This window comes from Kurthia massiliensis, assembly GCF_000285555.1.
GTDB classification, from domain to species: Bacteria; Bacillota; Bacilli; order Bacillales_A; family Planococcaceae; genus Kurthia; species Kurthia massiliensis.
This window is the reverse complement of the sequence record NZ_HE611002.1, coordinates 112,353-138,846: the sequence shown is the minus strand read 5'-3', so window position 1 is coordinate 138,846 and position 26,494 is coordinate 112,353. Positions and strand designations below refer to the sequence as shown.

The following is a 26,494-nucleotide window of genomic DNA, read 5'->3' as shown; positions in this document are numbered from 1 at the left end:
CTCGTCGCAGTTACCTCAGCGACTCATATATAATATCATATCTTGTTTTAAGTTGTCAACAACTTTTTTCAAGAAATTTTATTTTTGTTTTTTCAAGTTCGTGTGAACCGAATCAACATAACTTATTATATATACTCAAAACGCTTAAGTCAACAACTTTTGTGAAATAATTTTAAAGTAAAACATTTCAACAAAAAATCATACATAAACGCACATATCAAATACATAAGATTGATATTTACGCATGTATGATCTAAAAGAACGGTATTATTCTTTCATTAAAATTTTCTCTATATAAAGATCTTTTATTTTACTTAAGTCGATTGTTTCATCAAAGCCTGTAACTTTTACAACAGGACGTGTTGCATTTTTTTTATTCGTAAATACAATTTGGCCGATCGCATGATTTGATAATTGAACGCTCGTGCCTAATCCTAAATCTGCGACGCAATTCAATAGGCCCTGCACTGGTTCTACGTGGAACTTACCGAATGCTTCTTTCTGAATCATTTCAATCGCCTTAAATGGAGAGAAACCTTTCTTATAGACACGTTCACACGTCATCGCGTGGAAAACGTCCGCAATGGCTAAAATGTGCGCTTGTACTGTAATCGTATTCCCTTTTGAATTACAAGGATAGCCACTACCGTCCAAACGTTCGTGATGTTGGAAAATTGCAAGCTTCATTTCTGTCTTCACTAATGGTAGTTCTTTCACCATTAGTAAGCTATTGCGTGGATGCTCTTTAATTTGCGCAAACTCACTTGCCGTTAATGCGCCTGCTTTCTCACGAATACGTTTTGAAATTTTTGCCATGCCACAGTCAGAAATTAACGCTGCAATCGATAACTGAATAACTTCTCCTTTAAGATAGCCCATCTTTTGCGCGATGACCGCTGCAATTAAAGCCATTGAGATACCATGGTTATAAATATACTCTGTTGGGTTGCTATATTTATTTAACATGAAAATACGCGTACGTTGGCGCATGACATCATTAATAAGAGGTAACAGGATGTCTCGTAGCTTCGGTATATCGATTTTGGCTCCTGATTCCCAACTTAAAAATTCATTTTTAAATTGCGCAACAGCTTTCTGATAACAACGTTTAAAAGATACAGATGGTTCATTTGAAGCAATTGGTTGTACATTGTTTTCTTGCTGCTCAATCACATCTTCTACAGGCGTTGCTTCACCTGACCCAGTCACTTGAACGTTATTCACTTGAAATGCCATCAATACTTGCAATAACTCTCGTGTTACAGTCGTTCCTTTTTTTACAATCGGAAATTGCGTGTTTCCCATAATATCTTCACATACGATACTGCCTAATCGAATTTCTGGCACGCTCATTAATATACCTTCCATTATTAACACCATCCTTGCCCGCTTAAAAATAGCTATTTGTGACTTTTTATCCAATTATAACCCTTTTAATGTTTTAATTTAAAGCTTTTTATTTTTATGTTAGGTCTATAGTATCCCGTTATCATTTTGTTGTAAATGAAAACCATTGACGTTCATGAGTTAGAAATGATTTTTATATAATTACTGGAAAGAACATTAAAAAAGGATATGCGCATGATGCGCATATCCTTTCGTGTTTTATATTATTCTGTTACGTCTGTTTCTTCGTCGTCTTCTTCCGGCGCTTCTTTTTCAACTTTCGCTACCGTTGCAACGTGTTCGCCATCTGTTAAGCGGATTAAGCGCACACCTTGTGTACTACGACCGATAACAGAAATATCTCCGACGTCCATACGAATTAACATACCATTATCAGTAATTAACATAATGTCCTCTTCACCAGTAACTGTTTTCACTGCTGACATTGGACCGTTTTTATCAGTAATTTGAATCGTTTTAATACCGACACCACCACGTGTTTGTAGGCGGTATTCTTCTTCTGGTGTACGTTTACCGTAACCATTCGCTGTCACCACTAATACTTCTTGACCTGGCTCTAAAATTTCCATGCCGACTACGTAGTCATCATCTTTTAGGCGGATACCACGTACCCCACTTGCTGTACGACCCATCGGACGGATATCTTCTTCGTTAAAGCGGACGAGCATACCATTACGTGTACCGATGACAACTTCTTTTTTACCGTCTGTTAGGCGGACAGAAATTAATTCATCGTCTTCACGTAATGAAATCGCGATTAAACCATTCGTACGGATGTTTGCAAATTGTGCAAGTGACGTACGTTTTGTCACACCTGTACGTGTTGTGAAAATGAAGTAAGCTTCTTCATCATATGAAGGAACGCGAATCATCGCTGTTACTTTTTCATCTTTATCAACGTTTAATAAGTTTACGATTGGTAAACCTTTTGCTGTACGACCGTACTCAGGAATTTCATAGCCTTTTGCTTTGAACGTTTTCCCTTTAGATGTGAAGAATAAAATTGTATCGTGCGTAGATGTATATAGAAGATGTTCAACGAAATCATCTTCGTGCGTGTTCATACCTTGTACACCACGACCACCACGACGTTGGCTGCGATACGTGTTCGCAGGTAAACGTTTGATGTAACCGTTGTGCGTTAAAGTTAACACTGAGTTTTCGCGTGGAATTAAATCTTCATCCTCGATCATACCAGCGCCACCTGCTGTAATTTCTGTACGGCGGGCATCATTGAAGCGTTCGCGGATTTCGTTTAATTCTGTATGGATAATATCGATAATTTGCGCTTCGTCCCCTAAAATACCACGTAATTTTGCAATTAACGCTTGTAGTTCTTGGTACTCTGCTTCAATTTTATCGCGCTCTAAACCTGTTAAACGTTGCAGACGCATATCAAGGATTGCTTGTGCTTGACGTTCTGATAGCTTGAACTCTTCCATTAAGCCTTGTTTCGCAGCGTCAGAAGTTTGAGAACCACGAATTAACGCAATAATCGCATCAATGTGGTCTAAAGCGATACGTAAGCCTTCTAAAATGTGCGCACGCGCTTCAGCTTTTTTCAGTTCAAACTCTGTACGACGGCGAATCACTTCTTTTTGGTGCTCTAAGTAATGGTATAAACATTCTTTTAAGCTTAATGTTTTCGGTTGACCTTTTACAAGAGCAACTGTATTAATACCGAAGCTAGATTGCATCGCTGTTTGTTTATATAAGTTGTTTAACACAACATTTGCATTCGCATCTTTACGAACATCGATTGTAATACGCATACCGTTACGGTCAGATTCATCACGTAAGTTCGTAATACCTTCGATTTTTTTGTCACGAACAAGCTCAGCAATTTTTTCAATTAACTTCGCCTTGTTCACTTGGTAAGGAAGTTCGCTTACGACGATGACTTCACGACCTGTTGACGTTTGTTCGATTTCAACTTTCGCGCGGACAATAATTGAACCGCGACCTGTTTCGTATGCTTGGCGAATACCGCTACGGCCTAAAATAATACCGCCTGTTGGGAAGTCAGGGCCTGGAATGATTTCCATTAGCTCTTCCGTTGTAATCGCTGGATTTTCAGAAACCGCTAATACACCGTTAATGACTTCGCCTAATTGGTGAGGTGGAATATTTGTCGCCATACCTACCGCGATACCAGAAGCACCATTTACGAGTAAGTTTGGATAACGTGCAGGTAATACGACTGGCTCTTTTTCGTTACCGTCGTAGTTATCTTTATAATCGATTGTGTTTTTATTAATGTCACGTAGCATCTCCATTGAGATTTTTGACATACGTGATTCTGTATAACGCATTGCGGCAGCTCCGTCACCATCGACAGAACCGAAGTTACCGTGACCATCAACTAGCATATAGCGGTAGCTGAAGTCTTGTGCCATGCGGACCATTGCTTCGTAAATAGAAGAGTCACCATGTGGGTGATACTTACCCATTACGTCACCGACGATACGCGCAGACTTTTTATAAGGTTTATCAGATGCGCTACCTAATTCTTGCATGCCGTATAAAATACGACGTTGTACCGGTTTTAAACCATCACGTACGTCTGGAAGTGCACGTGATACGATTACACTCATCGCATAATCTAAAAATGCGGTTTTAATTGTTTTTGTAATATTTACTCCTCTAACACCGGAGTTCTTTGCTTCAGTCAACGTATGTGACCTCCCTTCGCTCACCTAAATATCTAAGTTTTCAACGTATACTGCGTTTTCATGAATGAATTGACGACGTGGTTCTACATCATCACCCATTAAATCTTCGAAAGCACGATCTGCTTCTAATGCATCATCAAGCTCTACTTGCAGTAACACACGGTGTTCAGGATCCATTGTTGTATCCCATAATTGGTCGGCGTTCATTTCACCAAGACCTTTGTAGCGTTGGACCATTGGTTTTGGTTGCTGTGGAAGGCGGCCAACAATCTCTTGTAGTTCCGCGTCTGAATAGCAATATTCTACGTGCTTACCTTGTTTCACTTGGTAAAGTGGTGGCTGTGCAACGTAAATGTAGCCTGCTTCAATTAATGGACGCATGAAGCGGAAGAAGAATGTTAATAGTAGCGTACGAATGTGCGCACCATCGACATCGGCATCGGTCATAATGACAACTTTATGGTAACGTGCTTTTTCTAAGTTGAAATCTTCACCGATACCTGTACCGATTGCTGTAATCATCGCGCGGATTTCTGCGTTTGATAAAATGCGGTCTAAACGTGCTTTTTCGACGTTTAAAATTTTACCGCGTAGTGGCAAGATTGCTTGGAAGTGACGGTCACGACCAGATTTTGCTGAACCACCCGCAGAGTCACCTTCTACGATGTACATTTCACATTCTTCAGGATGACGAGAAGAACAGTCTGCTAGTTTACCTGGCAAGCTAGATACTTCTAATGCTGATTTACGACGTGTCATTTCACGTGCTTTTTTCGCTGCAACACGTGCGCGAGAGGCGATTAAACCTTTATCTACGATCGTACGTGCAACGCTTGGGTTCTCAAGTAAGAAACGTTCGAAGTGCTCAGAGAATAATGAGTTCGTAATCGCACTTACTTCAGAGTTTCCTAATTTCGTTTTCGTTTGACCTTCGAACTGTGGATCTGGGTGTTTGATGGAAACGATGGCGATTAAGCCTTCACGTACGTCTTCACCTGAAAGATTTGCATCTGCTGCTTTTAATAAATTTGATTTACGTGCGTAGTCATTAATAACACGCGTTAACGCTGTTTTGAAACCTGATTCATGCGTACCACCTTCGTACGTATTGATGTTGTTGGCAAATGAGAAGATATTTGATGCGAAACCTGCGTTGTATTGCATTGCGATCTCGATTGAAATACCATCTTTTTCACCTTTTAAATCGATTGCTTCATGAATCGGTTCTTTTTTCTCGTTCATATGTTCAACGTATGATTTGATACCGCCTTCGTAGTGGTAATCGTTGCGACGTTCTTGACCTTCACGCTCATCAATAATTGAAATGCGGATGCCACGGTTTAAATACGCAAGTTCACGTACACGGTGCGCTAAAATATCAAATTCATACACAGTTGTTTCTTTGAAAATTTCTGGGTCTGCTTTAAAGCGTGTTGTCGTACCGTTGTGATCTGTGTCGCCAATCACTTTTAACGGTTGTACAGTTTTGCCACGTTCGAATTTAATTTCGTGAATATGACCATCGCGGTGTACTTGAACGATCGTTTCTGTAGATAAGGCATTTACAACAGATGCCCCTACACCATGTAGACCGCCTGATACTTTATATCCGCCACCGCCGAATTTACCGCCGGCGTGTAGCACAGTCATAATGACTTCAACTGCAGGTTTCCCTACTTTTTCTTGCGTATCTACTGGAATACCACGGCCGTTATCTTCAACGCGAATCCAGTTATCTTTTTCAATTGCTACAACGATATCTGTAGCATATCCAGCTAGTGCTTCATCGATACTGTTATCGACGATTTCCCATACTAAATGGTGAAGACCTTTAGAGCTTGTTGACCCGATATACATCCCGGGACGTTTACGAACAGCTTCTAAGCCTTCAAGTACTTGTATTTGATCGGCATCATATGCAACCGGCTTTGTTTCTTCTGCCATTATTACTCCACCTACTCTTTCATGGCGTTTCTTTTTTGTTTTCGAACCTGACAAGGCTCTGAAAACACAGCGTTTAATCTGTGCTTACAGAACCTTGTTTCACATGAAACATCTTTGCTTCACGTATCGTGTCGTGCTCAATTCCTTCGACGCTCGTTGTCGTCACGAATGTTTGCACTTTTCCTCGAATCGTATTCAATAAATGCGATTGGCGATAATCATCTAGCTCCGATAACACATCATCGAGTAGTAAAATTGGCGCCTCGCCTGTCTCTTGCTGAATTAACTCAATCTCAGCAAGTTTCAACGATAGAGCTGTCGTGCGTTGTTGTCCTTGTGAGCCATATGTTTGTACATCATAGCCATTTACAAAAAACGCTAAGTCATCACGGTGGGGACCAACTAACGTCACGCCGCGCTCTAGCTCTCGTTGTTTTTGTTCGTTTAACTTTTGCAATAAATGTTCGCACATTTGCTGTTCTGTGAAATCTCGCTCCAGTCCGCTTACAGGACGGTATTTAATTTCAAGCTTTTCAAGCTCGCGAGAAATACCGAAGTGAATCGGATCAGCCCATTGTTGCAAAAGCTCCATAAATTCAAATCGCTTTCGAATTACTTTGACAGCAGCTTGGACGTATTGCTCGGTGTAAATGTCAAAAAGCGTGTCATCGAGTTTCTTCCCACGGCTGTCTTTTAATAAATGATTGCGCTGTTTTAATATTTTTTGAAACGTTACAAGATCGTGTAAATAAACAGGCGAAATTTGACCAATCTCCATATCTAAAAAACGTCTTCTAACTTGTGGACTGCCTTTTACGACCGTTAAATCTTCAGGTGCAAACATGACAACATTCATCTGTCCGACGTAATCACTTAAGCGGCTTTGCTCTAAATGATTTACCTTCGCTTTTTTGCCTTTTTTCGAGATGATAAATTCTAGCGGCAGGCGACCATATTTCTTTTGAATGTCACCTTCTATTTTACCATAGTCTGCTTCCCATAGTATCAATTCTTTCTCGTTCGAGGCACGATGTGATTTCGCCATAGCAAGTACGTAAATGGCTTCCATGACGTTCGTTTTACCTTGTGCATTTTCACCAATAAATACGTTAATTTCTTTAGAGAATGTCAGTTCAGTCGTATCGTAATTACGATAATTCGTTAACTTCAGACGTTCAATATACATCCGTTATGCTCCAACGATCTCGAAGTCGCCTTCGCCAGGAATTGCTACTTCATCGCCTACATATAACTTACGGCCACGACGATCTTCTAATTCATCATTGACGTAAACTTCATACTCTTGTAAAAACCATTTTGCTTGGCCACCAGAACTAATAATGTCGGCTAATTTTAAAAATTGACCTAGTGTGACGAACTCATCTGTAATTTTAATTTGGTTCACTTTTTTCATCCTCTTCAATTTTGCTCAGTATTCTTTTATTGTACCGAAAATTCACATAGAAGTAAAAAAGAAGATAGGCATGTATGTTCGCCTATCTTCTAAAATTACTGTTTTATATTCGGAAGCGTTGCTAAATTAGTAAGTACGTACTGGTAAGATCAATTGCAGAATCGCATCGTCGTGTACAGAACGTAAAATGAATGGGCGCATTGCACCTGTAAATTGAATGACAACTTCTTGACCGTCAATTGCTTTTAACGCATCCATCATAAATTTAGAACTGAATGAAATGCGAAGATCGTCGCCGCTAAATGATGATACTGGAATTTGTTCTTCTACTTTACCGATTTCTGGAGAGTTAGAAGAAATTTCGATTGTTTCGTTGTTCACGATTGAAAGACGTACGACGTTGTTACGGTCGCTGCGCGCTAAAAGTGATGCACGATCAATTGCTTGCAATAGTTCTTTACCGTTTAGCGTAATATTCGTTTGATATTCTTCAGGAATTAAACGAGATGTGTCAGGGTAGTTTCCTTCTAATAAACGAGAGTAGAACACTAAGTCATTCGTTTTGAATACGACTTGTTGGTTGTTTAAGTACACATCAACGCCTGTTTGGTCATCCGGTAATACTTTGCTTAATTCATTTAAGCTTTTCCCTGGAATTGCAACGCTCGGTACATTTGTTGGTAAGCTGTCTAATGCGACACGACGACGTGCTAAGCGGTGACTATCTGTCGCAACACAAATTAAGCCTTCTTCTTTAATTTGCCAGTTAACCCCTGTTAATACTGGACGAGATTCACTTGCAGATACTGCAAATACTGTTTCACGAATAATTTGTTTTAACAGATCCGCTGCTAATGTGAATTGGTGATCGTTTGTTACATCAGGTGTCATTGGATATTCTGCTGCATCTTGACCGATTAAGTGGAAATCAGATTTACCAGAACGAATACGTGTTTGATATCCTTCTACTACTTCAATTTCAACATCTTTCGTTGGAAGTTTACGTACGATTTCGTTGAACATACGTGCTTGTAACACAATTGAACCTGCTTGTTGTACGTGAATTAGTTCTTCTCCATCTTTTTCAGTTGGAATGAATACTTGGATTGTAATATCCGCATCACTACCTGTTAATGTTAGTCCTTCTTTTGAAGCATCTAATTTAATACCTGTTAAAATCGGCATTGTTGTTTTAGAGCTAACTGCTTTTAAAACATCATTTACACCATTTAATAAATGGTCGCGTTGGATATCAAATTTCATAAAATATAACCTCTCTTAATTATATATATTATTTATTATTTTTTAGAAGTAATAGTAATAGGGCCTGTGGATACTGTGGATAAGTGCCTTGAAGTACTGGTATAAAGGCAAAGTACCTGTGTATAACCTGTGTATAACTCTGTGTATAACTCCGAAAGTTATCCACAACTTATCCACAGCCTAAGATTGCCCTAATGAGATTTTAATTTGCTTCACATCTTCTTGAAGCAGTACATCTTCTTTCAATAATGACCCAATTTTTTCATGGGCATGTAAAACGGTCGTATGATCTCGGCCACCAAACTCATCACCGATTTTTGGCAATGAATTGTCGGTAAGTTCGCGAGATAGATACATCGCAACTTGGCGCGGGAACGCGATCGTTTTCGTACGTTTCTTCGCTGCAAAGTCTTCAATTTCAATATGATAGTGCTCTGCAACGGCACGTTGAATATCGTGAATGTTTAATGAACGGGGTGCACCTTCTGGAATGATGCTTTTTAGCGCGCGCGCCGCCAAATCAGGCGTTACCGGCTCTCCTACAAGTGAAGAATACGCGACAACACGTGTTAAAGCGCCTTCTAATTCACGAATATTTGAGTCGATTTGATTGGCGATATAAAGCATCACTTCATTTGGCACTGTTAATTTATCAGCGATCGCTTTTTTACGTAAAATCGCGATACGCGTTTCTAAATCAGGTGGTGCAATGTCCGTAATGAGGCCCCATTCGAAGCGTGAACGCAGGCGATCCTCTAATGTAGGGATTTCTTTCGGTGGACGGTCACTTGAAATGACAATTTGTTTTGATTCTTCGTGCAATGTATTAAAAGTATGGAAAAATTCCTCTTGCGTAGACTCTTTACCCGCTAAGAACTGAATGTCATCAATTAATAACACGTCAACTTTACGATATTTGTTGCGGAAAGCCTCCGCTTTATTGTCACGAATTGAGTTAATGAACTCATTTGTAAATTTTTCTGAAGATAAATAAACGACCTTTGCATTTGGATTATGTTCGAGCACGTAATGCCCGATTGCATGCATTAAATGCGTCTTGCCAAGTCCAACGCCGCCGTAAATAAATAGAGGATTGTAAGCTTTTGCAGGGGCTTCCGCGACAGCAAGCGATGCTGCGTGTGCAAAACGGTTTCCTGAGCCGATAACGAACGTATCGAACGTGTTTTTCGTGTTCAACATCGTTGCTTGGTCGAAAATCGGCTCTTCTTCCTCTTTTTTAATTGGTTTTGGTTTAATTGGTTTTGATTCAAAATCTTCTAGGTCAGCATCTTGCTGTACGATAAAGCGAATTTGTAATGATTCACCCGTTAGTTCCTCTAAAATAGACGAAATAAGCGTTACGTAGTGGTTTTCAAGCCATTCACGTCCGAAAGAGTTCGGGGCTACAACCGTTACGGCATCGCCAGTGTATGCAAGGAGCTTCGTAGATTTTAGCCAAGTTTCAAAGCTTGGTTTTGAGATCTTTTCTTTCGCCTCAGATAAAACCTTTTCCCATAGTTCATCTAAATGGTCCAAGCTGGCTACTCCCTTTCTTCTTGTAAAAAATATCGTTCTAATCGAGAACAATACATATGTTATTTTAGCACTTATCCACAGTATCCACAGCCATAAAAAAACACTATCCACAACCTGTGGATAGAAGTTATCCACAACCTGTGGATAGTGTGGATAAGTTTTGTATAAAAAAAGTTATCAACATGTTTATGCACAGTTATCATACCAAGAAATGTTGATGAAATCAATAGTTCACGGCACTTATCCACAGAATGTATATTTATACACAACCTAGTTATCCACACCCTGTGAATTTGTGGATAAGCTGTTGATAAGTACTGTGTATAACTTTCGGACTGAAAAATATTATACACAGAGTTATCCAAAGGCCCTGTGGAAAAGTAAGGACACAATGTGCCTAACTTTATCACAGAAAAACAGTCATTGCACTACCCTATTTAAGAAAGATTTTTCCGAAAACAAACTTGACAATAGATGCTAGAAACCACTATAATAGCAAGGACTGTCTGTAATGAAATTTTTTAATAGACTTTCATGTAGTAGGAGGTGTATATAATGAAACGCACATACCAACCAAAAAAACGTAAACATAGCAAAGTTCACGGTTTCCGTGCTCGTATGGCAACTAAAAACGGTCGCCGCGTATTAGCAGCTCGCCGTCGTAAAGGCCGTAAAGTATTATCAGCATAAGTCCACTGACCAACTCAGTGGTCTTTTTTCTTTAAAGAGCTTGATCGAACAAGTGAAAAAGAGGAAGAAGATGAAAGACGTTCCCTATTGGTCTGCATGGGAACGTCTTTCCGTAGTATTAGGACATATTTTCTTCTATTACAATAGAGGAAGAAGCAGGTGCAAGGATGAAAAAACAACGCAGAGTGAAGAAAAACGTCGATTTCCAGAAAGCTTTCAAAAAAGGAAAGTCGTTCGCAAACCGTCAATTCGTCGTGTATTGTTTAACGAAAGAAGACCAACAGCAATTCCGCATCGGTCTGTCTGTTAGTAAAAAACTTGGCAATGCCGTCGTGCGCAACCAAATCAAACGCCATATCCGTCAAGCTTTCCATGAATTGGATCAAGAACTGGCGCAAAATATGGATTATGTTATTATCGCCAGAAAACCGGCGGCCACTATGGACTTTGCTCAAACGAAAAAAAGTCTAGAACACGTATTGCAAATTGCGAAAGTTTTACAACGATCTACTAGAGCAAAGCGTTCGAACCATGCTAAAATGAATTAAGTTTTTACACAAAGTATTAACTTTGTGTAAAAATGGATAATGACCTGGGATTTAGGGGGGCTTTACAATGAAACAAGCAACTCAAATCGGTAAAACTGTCGATGAAGCGATTGAAAAAGCGTTGCATGAACTGAATTTAAGTTATGCACAAGTGGATATCACGATTTTGCAGCAACCGAAAAAAGGTTTTTTAGGAATTGGCGCGAAAAAAGCGCAAGTACTCGTAACAGAGAAAAAGTTATCCCCTGCAAAAGCTGTGGAACAACCACAGCCTGTTGTGGAAAATGTGGATAAAACACCAAATCTATCCACAGATATTGTGGATAGCGTGGATAAGTCGGTGGATAATGTGGACAAACCTTTGGAAAAGTCTGAAAGTTTTCCACAACCAGTGGATAAGTCGGTGGATAACTCTACTGAACCTGTGCATAAGAAAAAACATGATAATTCGCAGGCGATTGCGCAAGCGAAACATTATTTACAGTCAATTGCACAGCAAATAGGGATTACCGATTTAGACATGGACGTGACGGAAAAGAAAGGGAAGCTCATTCAAATCAATTTAAAAAGTGAGAAAGCAGCTCTCTTAATTGGTAAGCGCGGACAAACACTGAATTCTTTGCAACAATTAACGCAATTAGTCATTTATAAACACACAAACCATTTTCTTATGGTAGAATTGGATGTGGAAAATTACCGCAAGCGTCGCGAAGAATCACTCGTTGAATTCGCAAACAATATGGCGGATAAAGCTGTACGTACGCGCAAGGCTGTCGTGTTAGAACCGATGCCTTCTGCCGAACGTAAAGTAATCCATCACACATTGTCAAAACGTCTTGATGTAGATACGTTTTCCGAAGGCGAAAATAGTCGCCGTCACTTAGTGATCGAACCAGTTTTATAACGTTAATATAAGGATTGTGAAAGAGTCCTTCTCAGATTTTTTGAGAAGGGCTTTTATTATTGTCTTAAGGAAAAATTTTCCTCAAAACAGCTCGCTATAATGCGCGCGCACAATATGTTAAAATCAACAGTTAGTAAATTATTTATTCACATGTGGATAACTTATGTAGGAGGTAGTCTTTATGGAGTTTGATACAATTGCAGCGATTTCAACCCCTATGGGTGAAGGCGCGATTGCTATCGTACGCTTAAGTGGTGATGAGGCAGTTGCGATTGCCGATAAAATTTTTCATTCCCCTAGCGGTAAAAAATTAGTCGACTGTACGTCGCACACGATTCATTATGGTCATTTAAAAGAAGTCGACACGGGAGAAGTTGTCGAAGAAGTGATGCTTTCTTTAATGCGCGGGCCGAAAACGTTCACGCGTGAAGATGTCGTCGAAATTAACTGTCACGGTGGTCTCGTTACCGTCAATCGCGTGCTTCAGTTAGTCCTTCGCAACGGCGCACGCCTTGCTGAACCAGGTGAATTTACGAAACGTGCTTTCTTAAATGGCCGTATCGACCTTTCTCAAGCGGAAGCTGTCATGGATTTAATCCGTGCGAAAACAGATCGTGCGATGAACGTTGCGCTCGGTCAAATGGACGGTAAATTATCACGTCTCATTAAGTCACTCCGCCAAAAGATTTTAGAAGTGTTGGCTCAAGTTGAAGTGAATATTGACTATCCAGAATACGACGACGTCGAAGAAGTGACAATCCCACTTATGTTAAACAACTGTGGTTGGGTTGAAAAAGAAATCGACCGTCTACTGAATACATCATCTCAAGGTAAAATTTTACGTGAAGGTTTATCAACCGTTATTTTAGGTCGTCCAAACGTCGGTAAATCATCACTTTTAAATAACTTAGTACAAGAAAATAAAGCGATCGTCACAGATATTGCTGGGACGACGCGTGATATTATTGAAGAATACGTCAACGTTCGCGGTGTACCATTGCGATTAGTTGATACAGCCGGTATTCGTGAAACGGAAGATATCGTTGAACGTATCGGTGTTGAACGTTCTCGTGAAGCACTTCGCGATGCCGATTTAACACTACTTTTAGTGAATTACAATGAAGCATTATCACCAGAAGATGAACGTTTATTTGAAACGGTGAAACATATGAACTACATCGTTGTCGTGAACAAAACCGATCTTGAACAACGTATTGATTTAGACCGCGTGCGCGAACTTGCGGCAGGTCATGAAGTCATTACGACGTCTATTTTACAAGATGAAGGCATCGAGCAATTAGAAGAAGCGATTGCGCGTATGTTCTTTAGCGGCGAAGTAGAAGCGGAAGATCCAACGTACGTATCAAACGCTCGTCACATCGCCCTTCTTCACCAAGCGAAAGACCGTATTCGCGATGCGATTAATGCGGCGGAAGCGGGCATTCCAGTCGATATGATCCAAATGGATTTAACGCACGCTTGGGAGATACTCGGTGAAATTATCGGTGAAACGGTTCAAGACGAACTGATCAATCAGCTATTCTCACAATTCTGTTTAGGGAAATAATTTAGCAATAGAGAGGAAGTAGTTTGAGTTATGCAAACTCATGAAGCAGGTACATTTGATGTCATCGTTGTCGGAGCAGGTCATGCTGGCGTAGAAGCTGCATATGCTGCTGCACGTATGGGCGCGAAAACATTAATGTTAACAATTAATTTAGATATGATCGCATTTATGCCATGTAATCCATCAATCGGTGGTCCAGCGAAAGGGATCGTCGTACGTGAAATCGATGCAATGGGCGGTGCGATGGGTAAAGTCATCGATAAAACGCACATTCAAATGCGTATGTTAAACACAGGTAAAGGCCCTGCAGTCCGTGCCCTGCGTGCGCAAGCAGATAAATTCCAATACCAACATATGATGAAACAATTATTAGAACAACAAGACGGTTTAATGATTCGCCAAGGTATGGTTGAAGAGTTAATTATCGAAGACGGTCAAGTTGCTGGTGTCATTACACAAACAGGTGACGTTTACCGTTCAAATTCAGTGGTCATTGCGAGTGGTACATTCCTTCGCGGTGAAATTATTATCGGGGATTTAAAATATTCTTCAGGTCCGAACAACCAACAACCATCAGTGAAACTTGCGGATAACTTACGTGACTTAGGTTTTGACCTTGTACGTTTTAAAACAGGTACACCACCTCGCGTTAATAGCAAAACAATTGATTATTCAAAAACAGAAATTCAACCGGGCGATCCTGAGCCACGTGCATTCAGCTTCGAAACGACTGAATTTATTACCGATCAAATTCCTTGCTGGTTAACATATACAAGTGAAGCAACGCACCAAATCATTAACGATAACTTAGACAAATCACCGATGTACACAGGTGTGATCGTCGGTACAGGTCCTCGTTATTGCCCATCAATTGAAACGAAAATCGTTCGTTTCGCTGACAAACCTCGTCACCAACTATTCCTTGAGCCAGAGGGCCGCAATACGGAAGAAGTTTACGTACAAGGTTTATCAACAAGCTTACCAGAACACATTCAACGTAAAATGCTTGAATCAATTCCTGGTCTTGAAAAAGCGGAAATGATGCGTGCAGGTTACGCCATCGAGTACGATGCGATCGTGCCAACACAATTATGGCCAACACTTGAAACGAAACGTATTCAAAACCTTTACACTGCTGGTCAAATTAACGGTACATCTGGTTATGAAGAAGCTGCCGGTCAAGGTATGATGGCTGGTATTAACGCCGCTGCTCGTGCACTTGGCAAAGAAGAAATTATTTTAGACCGTTCTGAAGCTTACATCGGTGTGTTAATTGACGATTTAGTAACAAAAGGCACGAACGAACCTTACCGCTTATTAACGTCTCGCGCTGAATACCGCTTATTACTTCGCCACGATAATGCTGATATGCGTTTAACAGAAAAAGCCCATCAAGCAGGTCTTGTATCTGACGAACGTTTTGCAAAATTCGAAGCGAAAAAAGCACAAGTAGAAGCGGAAATCGCACGTTTACGTGAGTTCGGTATTAAGCCTCGCGCTGTCAATGCACAATTAGAAGCGTTAGGTAGTAGCCCATTAAAAGATGGTATTCGTGGTACGGATTTATTAAAACGTCCTGAACTTCACTACGACTTCGTTGCGGAAGTAACAGAAGCGCCAGAGCTTGCTGAAGACGTAAAAGAACAAGTTGAAATCCAAGTGAAATACGAAGGCTATATCGAAAAAGCGATGCAACAAGTTGAGAAAATGAAAAAAATGGAGAACAAAAAAATCCCTGAAAACATCGATTACGATGCGATTAGCGGAATCGCTACTGAAGCGAAAGAAAAATTAAAAGAAGTTCGCCCACTTTCAGTCGCACAAGCGTCTCGTATCTCAGGTGTAAACCCTGCTGATATTTCAATCTTACTTGTGTATATCGAACAAGGTAAAATCGCGAAAGTCTAATCAACCGAACGAGTCATCCACAGCCTGTGGATGACTTTGTGGATAAAGGAGAAAACGATGAACGAACAGCAATTTTTCGACGCCTTAAAAGAAAAAGGCATTGAGTTATCAACAGAACAAATGAATCAGTTCAAAACATATTTTGAAACATTAGTTGAATGGAACGAAAAAATGAACTTAACAGCGATTACAGATTTAGAATCTGTGTATTTAAAACATTTCTACGATTCAATTAGCGCTGCATTTTATGTTGATTTCAATAACGTAACGACACTTTGTGATGTTGGCGCTGGTGCTGGCTTCCCAAGTATCCCAATTAAAATTTGTTATCCACATTTACACATTACGATTGTGGATTCTTTAAACAAACGTATCCAATTTTTAAACCACTTAAGCACAGAACTAGGACTTACAAATATGAATTTCGTTCACTCACGTGCGGAAGACTTCGGTCGCAACCCGCAGTATCGTGAACAATTCGATTTAGTAACAGCACGTGCCGTTGCGCGTATGTCTGTTTTATCTGAGCTATGCGTGCCACTTGTGAAAGAAGGCGGCAAGTTCGTTGCGATGAAAGCAGCAAGCGGTGAAGATGAGCTGAAAGATGCGAAAAAAGCATTAACGACACTTGGTGTGAAGTTACGTCAAGAGTTCCGCTTCTTACTTCCTGTTGAAGAAAGCGATCGCGTTATTTTTGCTTTTGATAAAGTAAAACCGACGCCGAAAAAATACCCTCGTAAACCGGGTATTCCGAACAAATCACCAATTCAATAATTGTGGATAAAGCTGTGCATAACTTTTTGCACAGCTTTTTCTTTTTCCGTAGTTAGTCATGTATTTTTGATGGAAATTCACTATAATAGAATTAGCAAATATCGAAAAAGGTGGTGCTCGAAATGAAAAGTGCTTTTTCACGTTTTTTTGGATCGAGTGAGAAAGCAGAGGAGATAGCCTCAGCCAAAAATCATGAAACCGTTGTGCAATTGCCAATCGATCAAATTCATCCGAATCGCTATCAGCCACGAACGATTTTTGACAGCGCCAAGCTTGCCGAACTGGCACAAACGATCGCTTCTCATGGTGTCATTCAACCGATCGTCGTGCGAGAAGTCGAACACGATACATTTGAAATTATTGCAGGAGAGCGTCGATACCGTGCAATGCAATCGTTAAACTGGACGGAAGCACCGGTCATTATTCGAGAAATGAGCGAACAAGAAACGGCATCGATTGCCCTCATTGAAAACTTACAGCGCGAAGAATTAACAGCGATTGAAGAAGCGCATGCGTATGAGTCGTTATTGAAAATGCACAACTTGACGCAAGGTGCACTTGCAGAGCGTCTCGGGAAAGGTCAGTCGACGATTGCGAATAAATTACGATTGTTAAAGCTGCCTGAAGAAGTGCAAGATGCGATTTTACATCGTCAAATTTCAGAGCGACATGCACGCGCATTAATTCCGCTAAAAGACCCGGCTTTGCAGCGTGTTTTATTTCATGAGACACTTGAAAAAGATTACAACGTCCGTCAGTTGGAGCAACGTATTGAACAGCTAACAGCGACACCGAAAAAACCGAAGAAAAAACGCGTTCGCCGCATTGTGCATCGCGACGTTCGTTTAGCGTTAAATACAATTCGTGAATCGGTGTCAGTCATTCATGATAATGGCATTGATATCGACACGACCGAAGAAGAAAATGATGACTATTTCCAAGTCACTGTTCGCATTCCGAAAAAGAAATCGAAATAGCCTTATTTTAATTTTGAAAATCTCGCATTCGCGAGATTTTTTCATGAAAGGAAGATCGTCATGGACATAGTAAACGTATCAGACCAAGATAAAGTCGAGCTCATTCCAGTTCGTAAAATCCGACCGAACCCATTCCAACCGCGTCGCATTTTTAATGAAGAGGCGCTCAATGAACTATCACAGTCGATTCAAGCACATGGGATTTTACAACCGATTATTTTACGCCACGCCGGTAATTTTTACGAAATCGTCGCTGGTGAACGTCGATTCCGCGCGACGAAAAAAGCGTTGATTGCCCATATTCCTGCAGTCGTACGCAACTACAATGACCGCGAAATGATGGAACTCGCAACGCTCGAAAATTTACAACGCGAAGATTTAACGCCGATTGAAGAAGCGGAGTCGTACCGTAAATTGATGGATACACTCGACTTGACGCAAGAAATGCTTGCGGAACGACTCGGTAAAAGCCGTTCGTATATTGCAAACCACGTGCGCCTATTAACATTACCTGAAGACGTGCAACAAATGCTTGACCGCGGTGAACTCTCAATGGGACATGGCCGCGCGCTCATCGGTATTAAACGTAAAAAAATTATTCCACTTATCGCGAAAAAAGTCGTCGATGAGCAAATGAACGTGCGTAAACTTGAAAGCTACGTCCACAAATTAAACGAAGATGTTTCACGTGTGACAACGAAAAAAAGCATTCAACATTTATACTTCGAAGAAACGGCCGCGACGTTGCGCGACCATTTCGGAACGAACGTCTCAATTACAGCGTCTAAAAACAAAGGAAAAATCGAAATCGACTTTTTCTCTGACGAAGATTTAGCACGTATTTTACAACTTTTAAAAATTGATGAAGCGTAATCGGTCAATTATGTCCGTTCTTTAAAATCACAGCGAAATAAATCGAAATTCGAATTCGTTTTGACTATAATGAGTGTTAGATAAAACAGCTATTTACGTTTTTGTAGATGGCTGTTTTCAATATGATAAAGAGGAGCTTGAGTATTTTGCAAAAGGGCTACGATATGCTTATGAATGAAATCATGGACGAAAAAATGTGGAGTGCACTCGGCATTGGCGCATTGAAAATCGTCTGCATTCTCGTCGGTGCGATGCTCATCGTCCGTATTGCGCGTGCAGCGATTACGAAAGCTTTTACGCTCCGTATGGGTTTGAACGATAAAATCCAAACGGGTTACAATACAGAACGTCGTTATCGTACAGTGCTTCGCCTATTAAAAAGTATTGTCGCCTACGTCGTTTACTTCATTGCAGGAGTCGCTTGTTTATCAATCGTCGGCATTAACGTTACCGGTTTAATCGCCGGTGCTGGGGTTGTCGGTTTAGCAATCGGTTTCGGTGCACAAAGTTTAGTAAAAGACGTCATTACCGGATTTTTCATCATTTTTGAAGACCAATTCGGTGTTGGGGACTACATTAAATTAACGGCTGTTGAAGGTACTGTGTTAGAAATTGGTTTACGTACGACGAAAATTAAAGGTGCGGCTGGGGAAATTAACATTGTGCCAAATGGTACGATTACCGAAGTCGTGAACTATTCGATCAACAACTCTGTTGCGATTATTGACGTGAGTGTGGCATATAGCTCAGATATCGCGAAGGCGGAACAACTCATTGAAAACTATTTAGTGACATTACCGTCTGAAATGGATATGATCGTGGAAACACCGACATTACTCGGCGTTCAAAGCGTCGTCGGTGCAGAAGTAACGTTACGTATTTCTGTCGAAACATTACCGATGCAACATTTTGCGGTATCACGTAAAATTCGTCGCGACGTGAAACAGTTATTTGACGAAAACGGTATCGACATTCCGTATCCGAAAATGATGATTTACGAACGTGAGGCGCATGCCGTATCAGAGGAGGGCGAAGAATAATGGACAAGACATATAATTTAAATGATGTCGTCGAAATGAAAAAACAGCATCCGTGTGGTACGAATGCATGGAAGATTATTCGTTTAGGCGCAGACATCCGCATTAAATGTACAGGATGCCAGCATAGTGTGCTCATTCCTCGTCGTGAATTTGAAAAGAAATTAAAGAAAGTGCTCATTGCAGCACCTGAACAATAAATAGACTTTTACGTGCTGAAAAATTATAATAAACAGGTTAAACACGTTATGAACAATTTGAAAGGTTGTGGATGAACATGGCTTTAACAGCCGGTATCGTAGGTTTACCTAACGTTGGTAAATCGACATTATTTAACGCAATTACAAAAGCAGGCGCACTTGCAGCGAACTATCCTTTCGCAACAATCGACCCGAACGTAGGAATTGTAGAAGTGCCAGACGCTCGTTTAGATAAATTAACTGAACTAGTAGAACCGAAAAAAACTGTACCGACTTCATTCGAATTTACAGATATCGCGGGTATCGTAAAAGGCGCAAGCCAAGGTGAAGGTTTAGGAAACAAATTCTTATCTCACATTCGTGAAGTAGATGCGATTACACAAGTTGTACGTTGCTTCGAAGATGAAAACATCACACACGTTGCGGGTAAAGTAGATCCAATTAGCGACATCGAAGTCATCAACTTAGAGTTAATTTTAGCTGACTTAGAATCTGTCGATAAACGTTACGCAAAAGTAAGCAAACTTGCGAAACAAAAAGATAAAGAATCAATGGCTGAAGCGGCTGTACTTGAAAAAGTGAAAGAAGCATTCGCAAACGAAATGCCAGCACGCTCTGTTGATTTAGATGATGAAGAGAAAAAAATCATCAAAGGTTTAAGCCTGTTAACACTTAAACCAGCACTATACGTAGCAAACGTTTCTGAAGATGAAGTTGCAAACGCAGAAGACAACGAATACGTAAAACAAGTACGCGAATACGCTGCAAAAGAAGGCGCAGAAGTAATCGTCGTATGTGCAAAAATCGAAGAAGAAATCGCTCAACTTGATGACGAAGAAAAAGCGATGTTCTTAGAAGAACTAGGCATTGAAGAGTCAGGTCTTGATAAACTAATCAAAGCAGCATACAGCTTACTAGGTTTAGCAACTTACTTCACTGCAGGTGTACAAGAAGTACGCGCTTGGACTTTCCGTAAAGGTATGAAAGCACCACAATGTGCCGGCATAATCCACTCTGACTTCGAACGAGGCTTTATTCGTGCAGAAACAGTTTCATTCGAAGACTTAGTTGAATACGGTTCTAAAACAGCTGCGAAAGAAGCAGGTCGCTTACGTCTTGAAGGTAAAGAATATGTCGTGAAAGATGGCGACGTTATGGAATTTTTATTCAACGTATAACATCCAAAAAAAGAGGTGAATCGCTCGATGCGGTTCACCTTTTTTTATGATTTATATATTTAGCGGACGCTTTTCCATTAGGAGTCGCTGCCCATTTTTAACGGATTACGCTGATTTCTTTTCTAGCGGGTTTGTCGTATACAAGTGCAGGCGCGGGTATGTTTCATCGTCTTTCACAAGACAATGCTTCGGATATTTAAGTAGCCCCGCATACATCGCAAAGTCGCCGACAGCACCAGCAATAAGCCACGCACCGAGTAGGACGAGCATCGGACTCTCTAGCCAAAAACCGATTAGTGCCGGCACGACGCCTGTTACCCAAAATGGCAGCAACAACGCTTTTCGCATAACGCTATTTGGCAGTAGTTCGGTCGTTGTGGCGTACGCGACGCCCATTTTTAAATTTAAGCCGTACTTTAATGTACGAAGCGGGACGCGTCCGAACAACACGAAACCAATTAAATGACACATTTCGTGAAGGACGATAAGCGCACAATAGCCAATTGCAAATAACGTAAAGTCGCGTAAAAGCGTCCAAGAAATATGGATATGTAAGCCGTAGATCAATGCATATAAACCGAGTAAAACGATGGAGCCGATAATTGTGAACTGGATATTTTGTTTGCTAATTTGATGTAAATCAAGCTCAATTACGGCAAATTTCGTAGGCTCTCCCATGTCGGCACCTCCTTATCGATAGTATCGCAAAATAGACCTAAAATAGCGAATAATAATCGTTGAATAACATGAGCCGTTATGTTAATATTTAAAGATGTGAGTAGTACTCGATACTAACTCTCCTTGCCTATCTGAAGGTAGGTAGGCCAAAGTCCATAAGGAGGTGCAAATAACAATGCGTAAATACGAATTAATGTACATCATTCGTCCAAACATCGAAGAAGAAGCTAAAAAAGCTTTAGTTGAACGTTTCAATGAAATCTTAACTTCTAACGGTGCTGAACTTACTGAATCAAAAGAGTGGGGTAAACGTCGTCTTGCTTACGAAATCAACGACTTCCGTGAAGGTTTCTACCAAATCATGAAAGTTGTTGCTCCAACTGAAGCAATCAACGAATACACTCGTCTTGCTAACATCAGCGAAGACATCATCCGTCACATCGCTGTACGTGAAGAAGCTTAATAATCAGTTGTAATATATAAATGTAAGGAGGTTGTATTCTGATGATTAATAATGTCGTATTAGTCGGTCGTTTAACGAAGGACCCTGAACTTCGCCAGACACAATCTGGTGTTGCTGTAGCTCGTTTTACACTTGCTGTAAATCGCCCGTTCTCTAGCCAAAATGGTGAAAGACAAGCGGACTTCATTAATATCGTAGTTTGGCGCAAACAAGCTGAAAACTGTGCACAATTCTTGCACAAAGGAAGCCTTGCGGGCGTTCAAGGACGTATCCAAACAGGTAGTTATGAAGGGCAAGACGGTAAACGTGTCTACACGACAGAGGTGATCGCTGATAACGTTCAGTTCCTAGAACCGAAAAACGCTAACAGCAATTATCAACAAGGCCAAGGCGGATTCCAACAACAAGGCGGATTCCAACAACAGTCTTACAATGGCGGCAACCAGTTTGGGGGCAACCAGTTCGGTAATTCTCAACAAGGCGGTTATCAACAACCATCTTATCAACAGAATCAGCCAACTAATCAAAACTATACAAACATGAATGAAGATCCTTTTGCAGCACCAAGCAACGATAACTCGAAGCTTGACGTTTCTGAAGACGATCTACCATTCTAAATTTAAGAAGGAGGGAAATTGATCATGGCACCACGTCGAGGAGGCCGCAAACGCCGTAAAGTTTGTTACTTCACATCTAACAACATCAAACACATTGATTATAAAGATGCTGATTTACTAAAAAAATTCATCTCAGAACGAGGCAAAATCTTACCACGTCGCGTAACTGGTACTAGCGCTAAATACCAACGTAAATTAACTCTAGCTATCAAAACTGCACGTGTAATGGCTTTACTTCCATTCGTAGCTGAAGAAAAATAAGCTTAGGCTTATATAAACGACTAGACTTTTGTCTAGTCGTTTTTTGTTTATCTAAAACGGTTCAATCGTGCCGTTTCATACATGCATTTGTACAGTTTGATCGCTCGGCCATTTTTTGTGAGCGACTATGAAACATGTTACAATGGAAAGATGAAATATTAAAAAGTTTCTCTTAAAAAGGAAGGTTCAACATGCCAGAAAATAGTACGCGTCGCCTTACGCATGGCGCGATGATGGTAGCCATCTTTACGGTATTATTAGCGGCATCGACGTATATTCCAATGCTTTATATCGTGGCGATTTGGGTACTCCCATTGCCACTCGCTTGGTATAGTGCGAAGTATCAACTAAGTTCGTCGATCGCTGCAACGATCGTGGCCATTGCCCTATCGTTTATCGTCGGTGGCGGTTTTGCCGCATTGCCGGCTGCCTTTATTTTTGCGCTTATCGGTCTCGTGATAGGGATTATGATTCGTAAAAAGAAAAGTAAGCTCGCAATGTTTTTAGCAACAAGTGGTGCAACACTTATTACATTCGGTATCGTTTACACAGCTTTTGCGAAACTGATGAATATGAACATTTTACAAGTGGGTCTTGATTCATTTGAGCAATCAATGAACTTAACGCGTAAAATGATGGTAGAAGCTAATTTATCGGAAGCGCAAATGCAACAATTCGAGACGCAATTCGACATGATGGAAAAATCGGTCACGTATACGATGCCATCTGTCATCGTTTTTTGTGTATTAACGATTACGTTTATTATTTTGTCGATCAATTTACCACTATTAAAACGTTTTAAACTAGATGTACCAAAATTTAAACCGTTTCGTCTAATGCAATTACCTCGTTCCATTTTATGGTATTATCTAATTGTTTTAGCATTATCGTTATTTGTAAAACCAGAAGAGGGTACATATTTTTATGTAGCAATTTTAAACTTGTCTTTAGTACTATCAATGCTACTGGCATTACAAGGACTATCGCTCATTTTTTATTTCCTACACGAAAAGAACATGCCAAAAGGTGTGGCAGTGATCGCGGTGATTATTGCCATTCCACTGATGCAATTCGTGTCGCTTATTGGCCTTATTGATTTAGGGTTCAATGTGCGTGGATTCATTACTGGTGAGACGAAGAAATAGGAGTTGATATTTTGGATACTCTATTTAGAAAGAGGCCGGTACGCTATCCGCTCATTATTTTATCGCTATTAACAGTCGTTAGCATCGTTACAATCGTGATGCTTTATCCGATCGTCGGCGCAATTTACGGCGTCGTGATGATCATTATTTTATCGATTGCCTTTAAAGCGGAAAAAGATACGTATGAGCAAACGGAAAAGCATATCGAACTTTTATCTTATAGGTTAAAAGAAGTCGGGGAAGAGGCGCTCTTACAAATGCCAATCGGGGTTATTTTAATTAATGACCATTACGAGGTAGAGTGGGCCAATCCGTTTATGCGCAAAGTGATGCAGGCAGATACACTTGTCGGCAAAAGCTTAGTCGATATTTCGGAAGAACTGAATGGCTTCGTAAAACATGATGATTTCAATGAAATGACGATTACGATTCGCGATCGTCAATATCAAACGCGCTACAAACGAAATGAAAAGCTCTTATACTTCTTTGATATTACCGAACAAGTTGAAATTGAAGAACTGTATTATGATGACCGCACAGTTGTCGGTATTTTATTTATCGACAATTATGATGACTTAACGGAAAACATGGACGACCAGCATCGTAGCCAAACGAATGCGCTCGTAACGTCGATCATTAATAAATGGAGCAACGTCAATGACATTTTCATCAAGCGTACGAATACCGATCGCTTTATCGCCATTATGAACGAGTCGATCCTTCAAAAGCTTGAGAAAAAGAAATTTGCGATTTTAGATGAAATCCGCGAAGAAACAGCGCAGCAAAGCTTACCACTAACATTAAGTATCGGTATCGGTGCTGGTTCACCGTCACTCGTCGAACTAGGAGAACTTGCACAATCAAGTTTAGACCTCGTACTCGGTCGTGGTGGTGACCAAGTAGCGATTAAACAACCAGACGGTAAAGTGAAGTTTTACGGCGGGAAAACGAACCCAGTCGAAAAACGTACGCGCGTGCGTGCACGTGTCATTTCACATGCGCTGCGTGATTTAATTCAAGATAGTGATCAAGTGTTCGTCATGGGTCATAAAATGCCGGATATGGACGCAATTGGTGCGTCGATTGGTGTGCGTAAAATGGCGTCGATGAACAACATTAATGGCTACGTGGTGATCGACTTTGATAACATCGACAACAGCATCACACGTTTAATGAAAGTCGTGAAAGAGAAGTCGGATTTATACGATAAGTTTTTAACGCCAGAACAAGCGTTAGAACGAATGACGGATAAGTCGTTACTTGTGATCGTCGATACGCATAAACCGTCGATGACGATTGATGACCGCTTATTAGAGCGTACGGAAAAAGTCGTCGTCATTGACCACCATCGTCGCGGTGAAGAATTCGTCAACAAGCCGATGCTTGTCTATATGGAGCCTTATGCTTCATCAACGGCAGAGCTTGTAACGGAACTACTAGAATATCAGCCGAAAAATGATAAACTAACTATGTTAGAAGCAACTGCCCTCCTTGCAGGGATTATCGTCGATACGAAAAGTTTCACGTTACGTACCGGTGCTCGAACGTTCGAGGCGGCGTCTTATTTACGCATTAACGGTGCAGATACTGTACTCGTGCAAAATATGCTGAAGGAAGATATGGACACGTATATCGCGCGCTCGAAAATTATTGAGACAGCCGACATGTACCATGACACGATCGCGATTGCACACGGGGAAGGCACAAAAGTATACAATTCAGTATTGATTGCGCAAACAGCCGACATTTTATTGTCAATGCAAGGCATTTCAGCGTCGTTCGTCATCGCGCATCGCGCAGACGGTCGTATCGGCATCTCGGCACGTTCGCTTGGTGACATCAACGTACAGCTCGTCATGGAAGAGCTAGGCGGCGGTGGCCATTTAACGAATGCGGCGTGCCAATTAGAAGCTGATACGATCGATGAGACGATTCAACGTTTGAAAGTCGCAATCGATCACGTAATAGAGGGGAGCTCAAAGTAATGAAAGTTATTTTCTTAGAAGACGTAAAAGGTAAAGGTAAAAAAGGTGAAGTGAAAGAAGTATCTGACGGATACGCACGTAACGTTTTACTAAAACAAAAGAAAGCCGTAGAAGCAACACCTGCTGAAATGGCAAAATTACGCGCTAACAATAAACGCGCTGAAGAAGCTGCAAAACAAGAGCTAATCGACGCGAAAAACTTAAAAACAAAACTAGAAGGTTTAACAGTTGAACTAAAAGCAAAACCAGGTAAAGACGGTCGCTTATTCGGTTCAATCACATCAAAACAAATCGCTGAACAACTGCAAAAGGATCACGGCATTAAAATCGATAAACGTAAAATGGATTTAAAAGATGCGATCCGTACACTAGGCGTAACAAAAGTGAACGTAAAATTACACCACGAAGTTACAGCAGAGCTTAAAGTACACGTTGCAGAAGAAGCGTAAAAAG

The 26,494-nt window shown here is 40.7% G+C and carries 25 protein-coding genes; 17 read left to right on the top strand and 8 right to left on the bottom strand.

Going from position 1 to position 26,494, the window contains the following annotated elements; genetic code table 11:
• Nucleotides 1–267: 267 nt before the first annotated feature.
• The 7 genes from KMHG_RS14550 to dnaA all read right to left on the bottom strand — a co-directional run bounded on the left by KMHG_RS14550 (nucleotide 268) and on the right by dnaA (nucleotide 10,236).
• The gene (locus KMHG_RS14550) at nucleotides 268–1,368 is read right to left on the bottom strand and encodes an HD-GYP domain-containing protein (RefSeq protein ID WP_010290597.1); all 1,101 of its coding nucleotides are present in this window, start codon (nucleotides 1,366–1,368) and stop codon (nucleotides 268–270) included.
• 242 nt (nucleotides 1,369–1,610) lie between these two features.
• Nucleotides 1,611–4,079, bottom strand: a complete 2,469-nt coding sequence (gyrA, locus tag KMHG_RS14545) for a DNA gyrase subunit A (protein WP_010290596.1) — start codon at nucleotides 4,077–4,079, stop codon at nucleotides 1,611–1,613.
• Between the two features lie 24 nt (nucleotides 4,080–4,103).
• On the bottom strand, nucleotides 4,104–6,023 hold the full coding sequence (gene gyrB / locus KMHG_RS14540) for a DNA topoisomerase (ATP-hydrolyzing) subunit B (protein ID WP_010290595.1): 1,920 nt from the start codon (nucleotides 6,021–6,023) through the stop codon (nucleotides 4,104–4,106).
• 73 nt (nucleotides 6,024–6,096) lie between these two features.
• Nucleotides 6,097–7,209: a DNA replication/repair protein RecF gene (recF, locus tag KMHG_RS14535; RefSeq protein WP_010290593.1), complete on the bottom strand. Its 1,113-nt coding sequence runs from the start codon at nucleotides 7,207–7,209 to the stop codon at nucleotides 6,097–6,099.
• A gap of 3 nt (nucleotides 7,210–7,212) precedes the next feature.
• Nucleotides 7,213–7,428: a S4 domain-containing protein YaaA gene (gene yaaA / locus KMHG_RS14530; protein ID WP_010290591.1), complete on the bottom strand. Its 216-nt coding sequence runs from the start codon at nucleotides 7,426–7,428 to the stop codon at nucleotides 7,213–7,215.
• 135 nt (nucleotides 7,429–7,563) lie between these two features.
• Nucleotides 7,564–8,700, bottom strand: a complete 1,137-nt coding sequence (gene dnaN / locus KMHG_RS14525; RefSeq protein WP_010290590.1) for a DNA polymerase III subunit beta — start codon at nucleotides 8,698–8,700, stop codon at nucleotides 7,564–7,566.
• Between the two features lie 180 nt (nucleotides 8,701–8,880).
• The gene (gene dnaA, locus KMHG_RS14520) at nucleotides 8,881–10,236 is read right to left on the bottom strand and encodes a chromosomal replication initiator protein DnaA (RefSeq protein ID WP_010290588.1); all 1,356 of its coding nucleotides are present in this window, start codon (nucleotides 10,234–10,236) and stop codon (nucleotides 8,881–8,883) included.
• 555 nt (nucleotides 10,237–10,791) lie between these two features.
• On the opposite strand from dnaA, the gene rpmH reads away from it, so the two are divergent.
• The 11 genes from rpmH (at nucleotide 10,792) to ychF (ending at nucleotide 20,892) form a co-directional block, all read left to right on the top strand.
• Complete coding sequence (gene rpmH / locus KMHG_RS14515; RefSeq protein ID WP_010290586.1) at nucleotides 10,792–10,926, top strand: 50S ribosomal protein L34; 135 nt, start codon at nucleotides 10,792–10,794, stop codon at nucleotides 10,924–10,926.
• A 167-nt stretch (nucleotides 10,927–11,093) separates the two neighbouring features.
• The gene (gene rnpA / locus KMHG_RS14510) at nucleotides 11,094–11,474 is read left to right on the top strand and encodes a ribonuclease P protein component (RefSeq protein WP_010290584.1); all 381 of its coding nucleotides are present in this window, start codon (nucleotides 11,094–11,096) and stop codon (nucleotides 11,472–11,474) included.
• A 67-nt stretch (nucleotides 11,475–11,541) separates the two neighbouring features.
• Complete coding sequence (gene jag / locus KMHG_RS14505) at nucleotides 11,542–12,378, top strand: RNA-binding cell elongation regulator Jag/EloR (protein WP_010290583.1); 837 nt, start codon at nucleotides 11,542–11,544, stop codon at nucleotides 12,376–12,378.
• Between the two features lie 181 nt (nucleotides 12,379–12,559).
• On the top strand, nucleotides 12,560–13,945 hold the full coding sequence (gene mnmE, locus KMHG_RS14500) for a tRNA uridine-5-carboxymethylaminomethyl(34) synthesis GTPase MnmE (RefSeq protein ID WP_010290581.1): 1,386 nt from the start codon (nucleotides 12,560–12,562) through the stop codon (nucleotides 13,943–13,945).
• Nucleotides 13,946–13,975: 30 nt separating this feature from the next.
• The gene (gene mnmG, locus KMHG_RS14495; RefSeq protein ID WP_010290580.1) at nucleotides 13,976–15,853 is read left to right on the top strand and encodes a tRNA uridine-5-carboxymethylaminomethyl(34) synthesis enzyme MnmG; all 1,878 of its coding nucleotides are present in this window, start codon (nucleotides 13,976–13,978) and stop codon (nucleotides 15,851–15,853) included.
• A 57-nt stretch (nucleotides 15,854–15,910) separates the two neighbouring features.
• On the top strand, nucleotides 15,911–16,627 hold the full coding sequence (gene rsmG, locus KMHG_RS14490; protein WP_010290579.1) for a 16S rRNA (guanine(527)-N(7))-methyltransferase RsmG: 717 nt from the start codon (nucleotides 15,911–15,913) through the stop codon (nucleotides 16,625–16,627).
• 122 nt (nucleotides 16,628–16,749) lie between these two features.
• On the top strand, nucleotides 16,750–17,604 hold the full coding sequence (gene noc / locus KMHG_RS14485; protein WP_010290578.1) for a nucleoid occlusion protein: 855 nt from the start codon (nucleotides 16,750–16,752) through the stop codon (nucleotides 17,602–17,604).
• 60 nt (nucleotides 17,605–17,664) lie between these two features.
• Entirely contained in the window at nucleotides 17,665–18,477 is an 813-nt protein-coding gene (locus tag KMHG_RS14480) for a ParB/RepB/Spo0J family partition protein (protein ID WP_010290577.1), read from the top strand.
• Nucleotides 18,478–18,614: 137 nt separating this feature from the next.
• Complete coding sequence (locus KMHG_RS14475) at nucleotides 18,615–19,517, top strand: mechanosensitive ion channel family protein (RefSeq protein WP_026022129.1); 903 nt, start codon at nucleotides 18,615–18,617, stop codon at nucleotides 19,515–19,517.
• Nucleotides 19,517–19,714 (top strand): DUF951 domain-containing protein, encoded by a 198-nt coding sequence (locus tag KMHG_RS14470; protein ID WP_010290575.1) that lies wholly within the window; start codon nucleotides 19,517–19,519, stop codon nucleotides 19,712–19,714. The genes KMHG_RS14475 and KMHG_RS14470 overlap by 1 nt, the downstream gene beginning before the upstream one ends.
• Nucleotides 19,715–19,791: 77 nt before the next feature.
• Entirely contained in the window at nucleotides 19,792–20,892 is a 1,101-nt protein-coding gene (gene ychF, locus KMHG_RS14465; RefSeq protein ID WP_010290564.1) for a redox-regulated ATPase YchF, read from the top strand.
• 105 nt (nucleotides 20,893–20,997) lie between these two features.
• Here the strand turns inward: ychF and KMHG_RS14460 are convergent, their stop codons facing one another.
• The gene (locus KMHG_RS14460; protein WP_010290563.1) at nucleotides 20,998–21,570 is read right to left on the bottom strand and encodes a DUF3267 domain-containing protein; all 573 of its coding nucleotides are present in this window, start codon (nucleotides 21,568–21,570) and stop codon (nucleotides 20,998–21,000) included.
• 175 nt (nucleotides 21,571–21,745) lie between these two features.
• On the opposite strand from KMHG_RS14460, the gene rpsF reads away from it, so the two are divergent.
• The 6 genes from rpsF to rplI all read left to right on the top strand — a co-directional run bounded on the left by rpsF (nucleotide 21,746) and on the right by rplI (nucleotide 26,490).
• The gene (gene rpsF, locus KMHG_RS14455; RefSeq protein WP_010290562.1) at nucleotides 21,746–22,033 is read left to right on the top strand and encodes a 30S ribosomal protein S6; all 288 of its coding nucleotides are present in this window, start codon (nucleotides 21,746–21,748) and stop codon (nucleotides 22,031–22,033) included.
• A 41-nt stretch (nucleotides 22,034–22,074) separates the two neighbouring features.
• Nucleotides 22,075–22,650 (top strand): single-stranded DNA-binding protein, encoded by a 576-nt coding sequence (locus KMHG_RS14450; RefSeq protein ID WP_010290560.1) that lies wholly within the window; start codon nucleotides 22,075–22,077, stop codon nucleotides 22,648–22,650.
• A 21-nt stretch (nucleotides 22,651–22,671) separates the two neighbouring features.
• Entirely contained in the window at nucleotides 22,672–22,911 is a 240-nt protein-coding gene (gene rpsR, locus KMHG_RS14445; protein ID WP_187116288.1) for a 30S ribosomal protein S18, read from the top strand.
• Between the two features lie 191 nt (nucleotides 22,912–23,102).
• Nucleotides 23,103–24,056, top strand: a complete 954-nt coding sequence (locus KMHG_RS14440; RefSeq protein WP_010290554.1) for a YybS family protein — start codon at nucleotides 23,103–23,105, stop codon at nucleotides 24,054–24,056.
• Nucleotides 24,057–24,067: 11 nt separating this feature from the next.
• A complete protein-coding gene (locus tag KMHG_RS14435; protein WP_010290552.1) occupies nucleotides 24,068–26,041 on the top strand; it encodes a DHH family phosphoesterase in 1,974 nt (657 codons plus the stop codon).
• Complete coding sequence (gene rplI / locus KMHG_RS14430; RefSeq protein ID WP_010290550.1) at nucleotides 26,041–26,490, top strand: 50S ribosomal protein L9; 450 nt, start codon at nucleotides 26,041–26,043, stop codon at nucleotides 26,488–26,490. The genes KMHG_RS14435 and rplI overlap by 1 nt, the downstream gene beginning before the upstream one ends.
• The last annotated feature ends 4 nt before the right edge of the window (nucleotides 26,491–26,494 follow it).

What these genes read in the sequence shown, in the direction of transcription:
- KMHG_RS14480 (WP_010290577.1), top strand. Translation starts at nt 17,665, where the DNA reads ATGGACATAGTAAACGTATCAGACCAAGATAAAGTCGAGCTCATTCCA.
- recF (WP_010290593.1), bottom strand. Translation starts at nt 7,209, where the DNA reads ATGTATATTGAACGTCTGAAGTTAACGAATTATCGTAATTACGATACG.
- KMHG_RS14440 (WP_010290554.1), top strand. Translation starts at nt 23,103, where the DNA reads ATGCCAGAAAATAGTACGCGTCGCCTTACGCATGGCGCGATGATGGTA.
- jag (WP_010290583.1), top strand. Translation starts at nt 11,542, where the DNA reads ATGAAACAAGCAACTCAAATCGGTAAAACTGTCGATGAAGCGATTGAA.
- mnmE (WP_010290581.1), top strand. Translation starts at nt 12,560, where the DNA reads ATGGAGTTTGATACAATTGCAGCGATTTCAACCCCTATGGGTGAAGGC.
- mnmG (WP_010290580.1), top strand. Translation starts at nt 13,976, where the DNA reads ATGCAAACTCATGAAGCAGGTACATTTGATGTCATCGTTGTCGGAGCA.
- ychF (WP_010290564.1), top strand. Translation starts at nt 19,792, where the DNA reads ATGGCTTTAACAGCCGGTATCGTAGGTTTACCTAACGTTGGTAAATCG.
- rsmG (WP_010290579.1), top strand. Translation starts at nt 15,911, where the DNA reads ATGAACGAACAGCAATTTTTCGACGCCTTAAAAGAAAAAGGCATTGAG.
- KMHG_RS14450 (WP_010290560.1), top strand. Translation starts at nt 22,075, where the DNA reads ATGATTAATAATGTCGTATTAGTCGGTCGTTTAACGAAGGACCCTGAA.
- KMHG_RS14470 (WP_010290575.1), top strand. Translation starts at nt 19,517, where the DNA reads ATGGACAAGACATATAATTTAAATGATGTCGTCGAAATGAAAAAACAG.
- rpmH (WP_010290586.1), top strand. Translation starts at nt 10,792, where the DNA reads ATGAAACGCACATACCAACCAAAAAAACGTAAACATAGCAAAGTTCAC.
- rpsF (WP_010290562.1), top strand. Translation starts at nt 21,746, where the DNA reads ATGCGTAAATACGAATTAATGTACATCATTCGTCCAAACATCGAAGAA.
- KMHG_RS14460 (WP_010290563.1), bottom strand. Translation starts at nt 21,570, where the DNA reads ATGGGAGAGCCTACGAAATTTGCCGTAATTGAGCTTGATTTACATCAA.
- rnpA (WP_010290584.1), top strand. Translation starts at nt 11,094, where the DNA reads ATGAAAAAACAACGCAGAGTGAAGAAAAACGTCGATTTCCAGAAAGCT.
- KMHG_RS14550 (WP_010290597.1), bottom strand. Translation starts at nt 1,368, where the DNA reads ATGGAAGGTATATTAATGAGCGTGCCAGAAATTCGATTAGGCAGTATC.
- rplI (WP_010290550.1), top strand. Translation starts at nt 26,041, where the DNA reads ATGAAAGTTATTTTCTTAGAAGACGTAAAAGGTAAAGGTAAAAAAGGT.
- gyrB (WP_010290595.1), bottom strand. Translation starts at nt 6,023, where the DNA reads ATGGCAGAAGAAACAAAGCCGGTTGCATATGATGCCGATCAAATACAA.
- noc (WP_010290578.1), top strand. Translation starts at nt 16,750, where the DNA reads ATGAAAAGTGCTTTTTCACGTTTTTTTGGATCGAGTGAGAAAGCAGAG.
- dnaN (WP_010290590.1), bottom strand. Translation starts at nt 8,700, where the DNA reads ATGAAATTTGATATCCAACGCGACCATTTATTAAATGGTGTAAATGAT.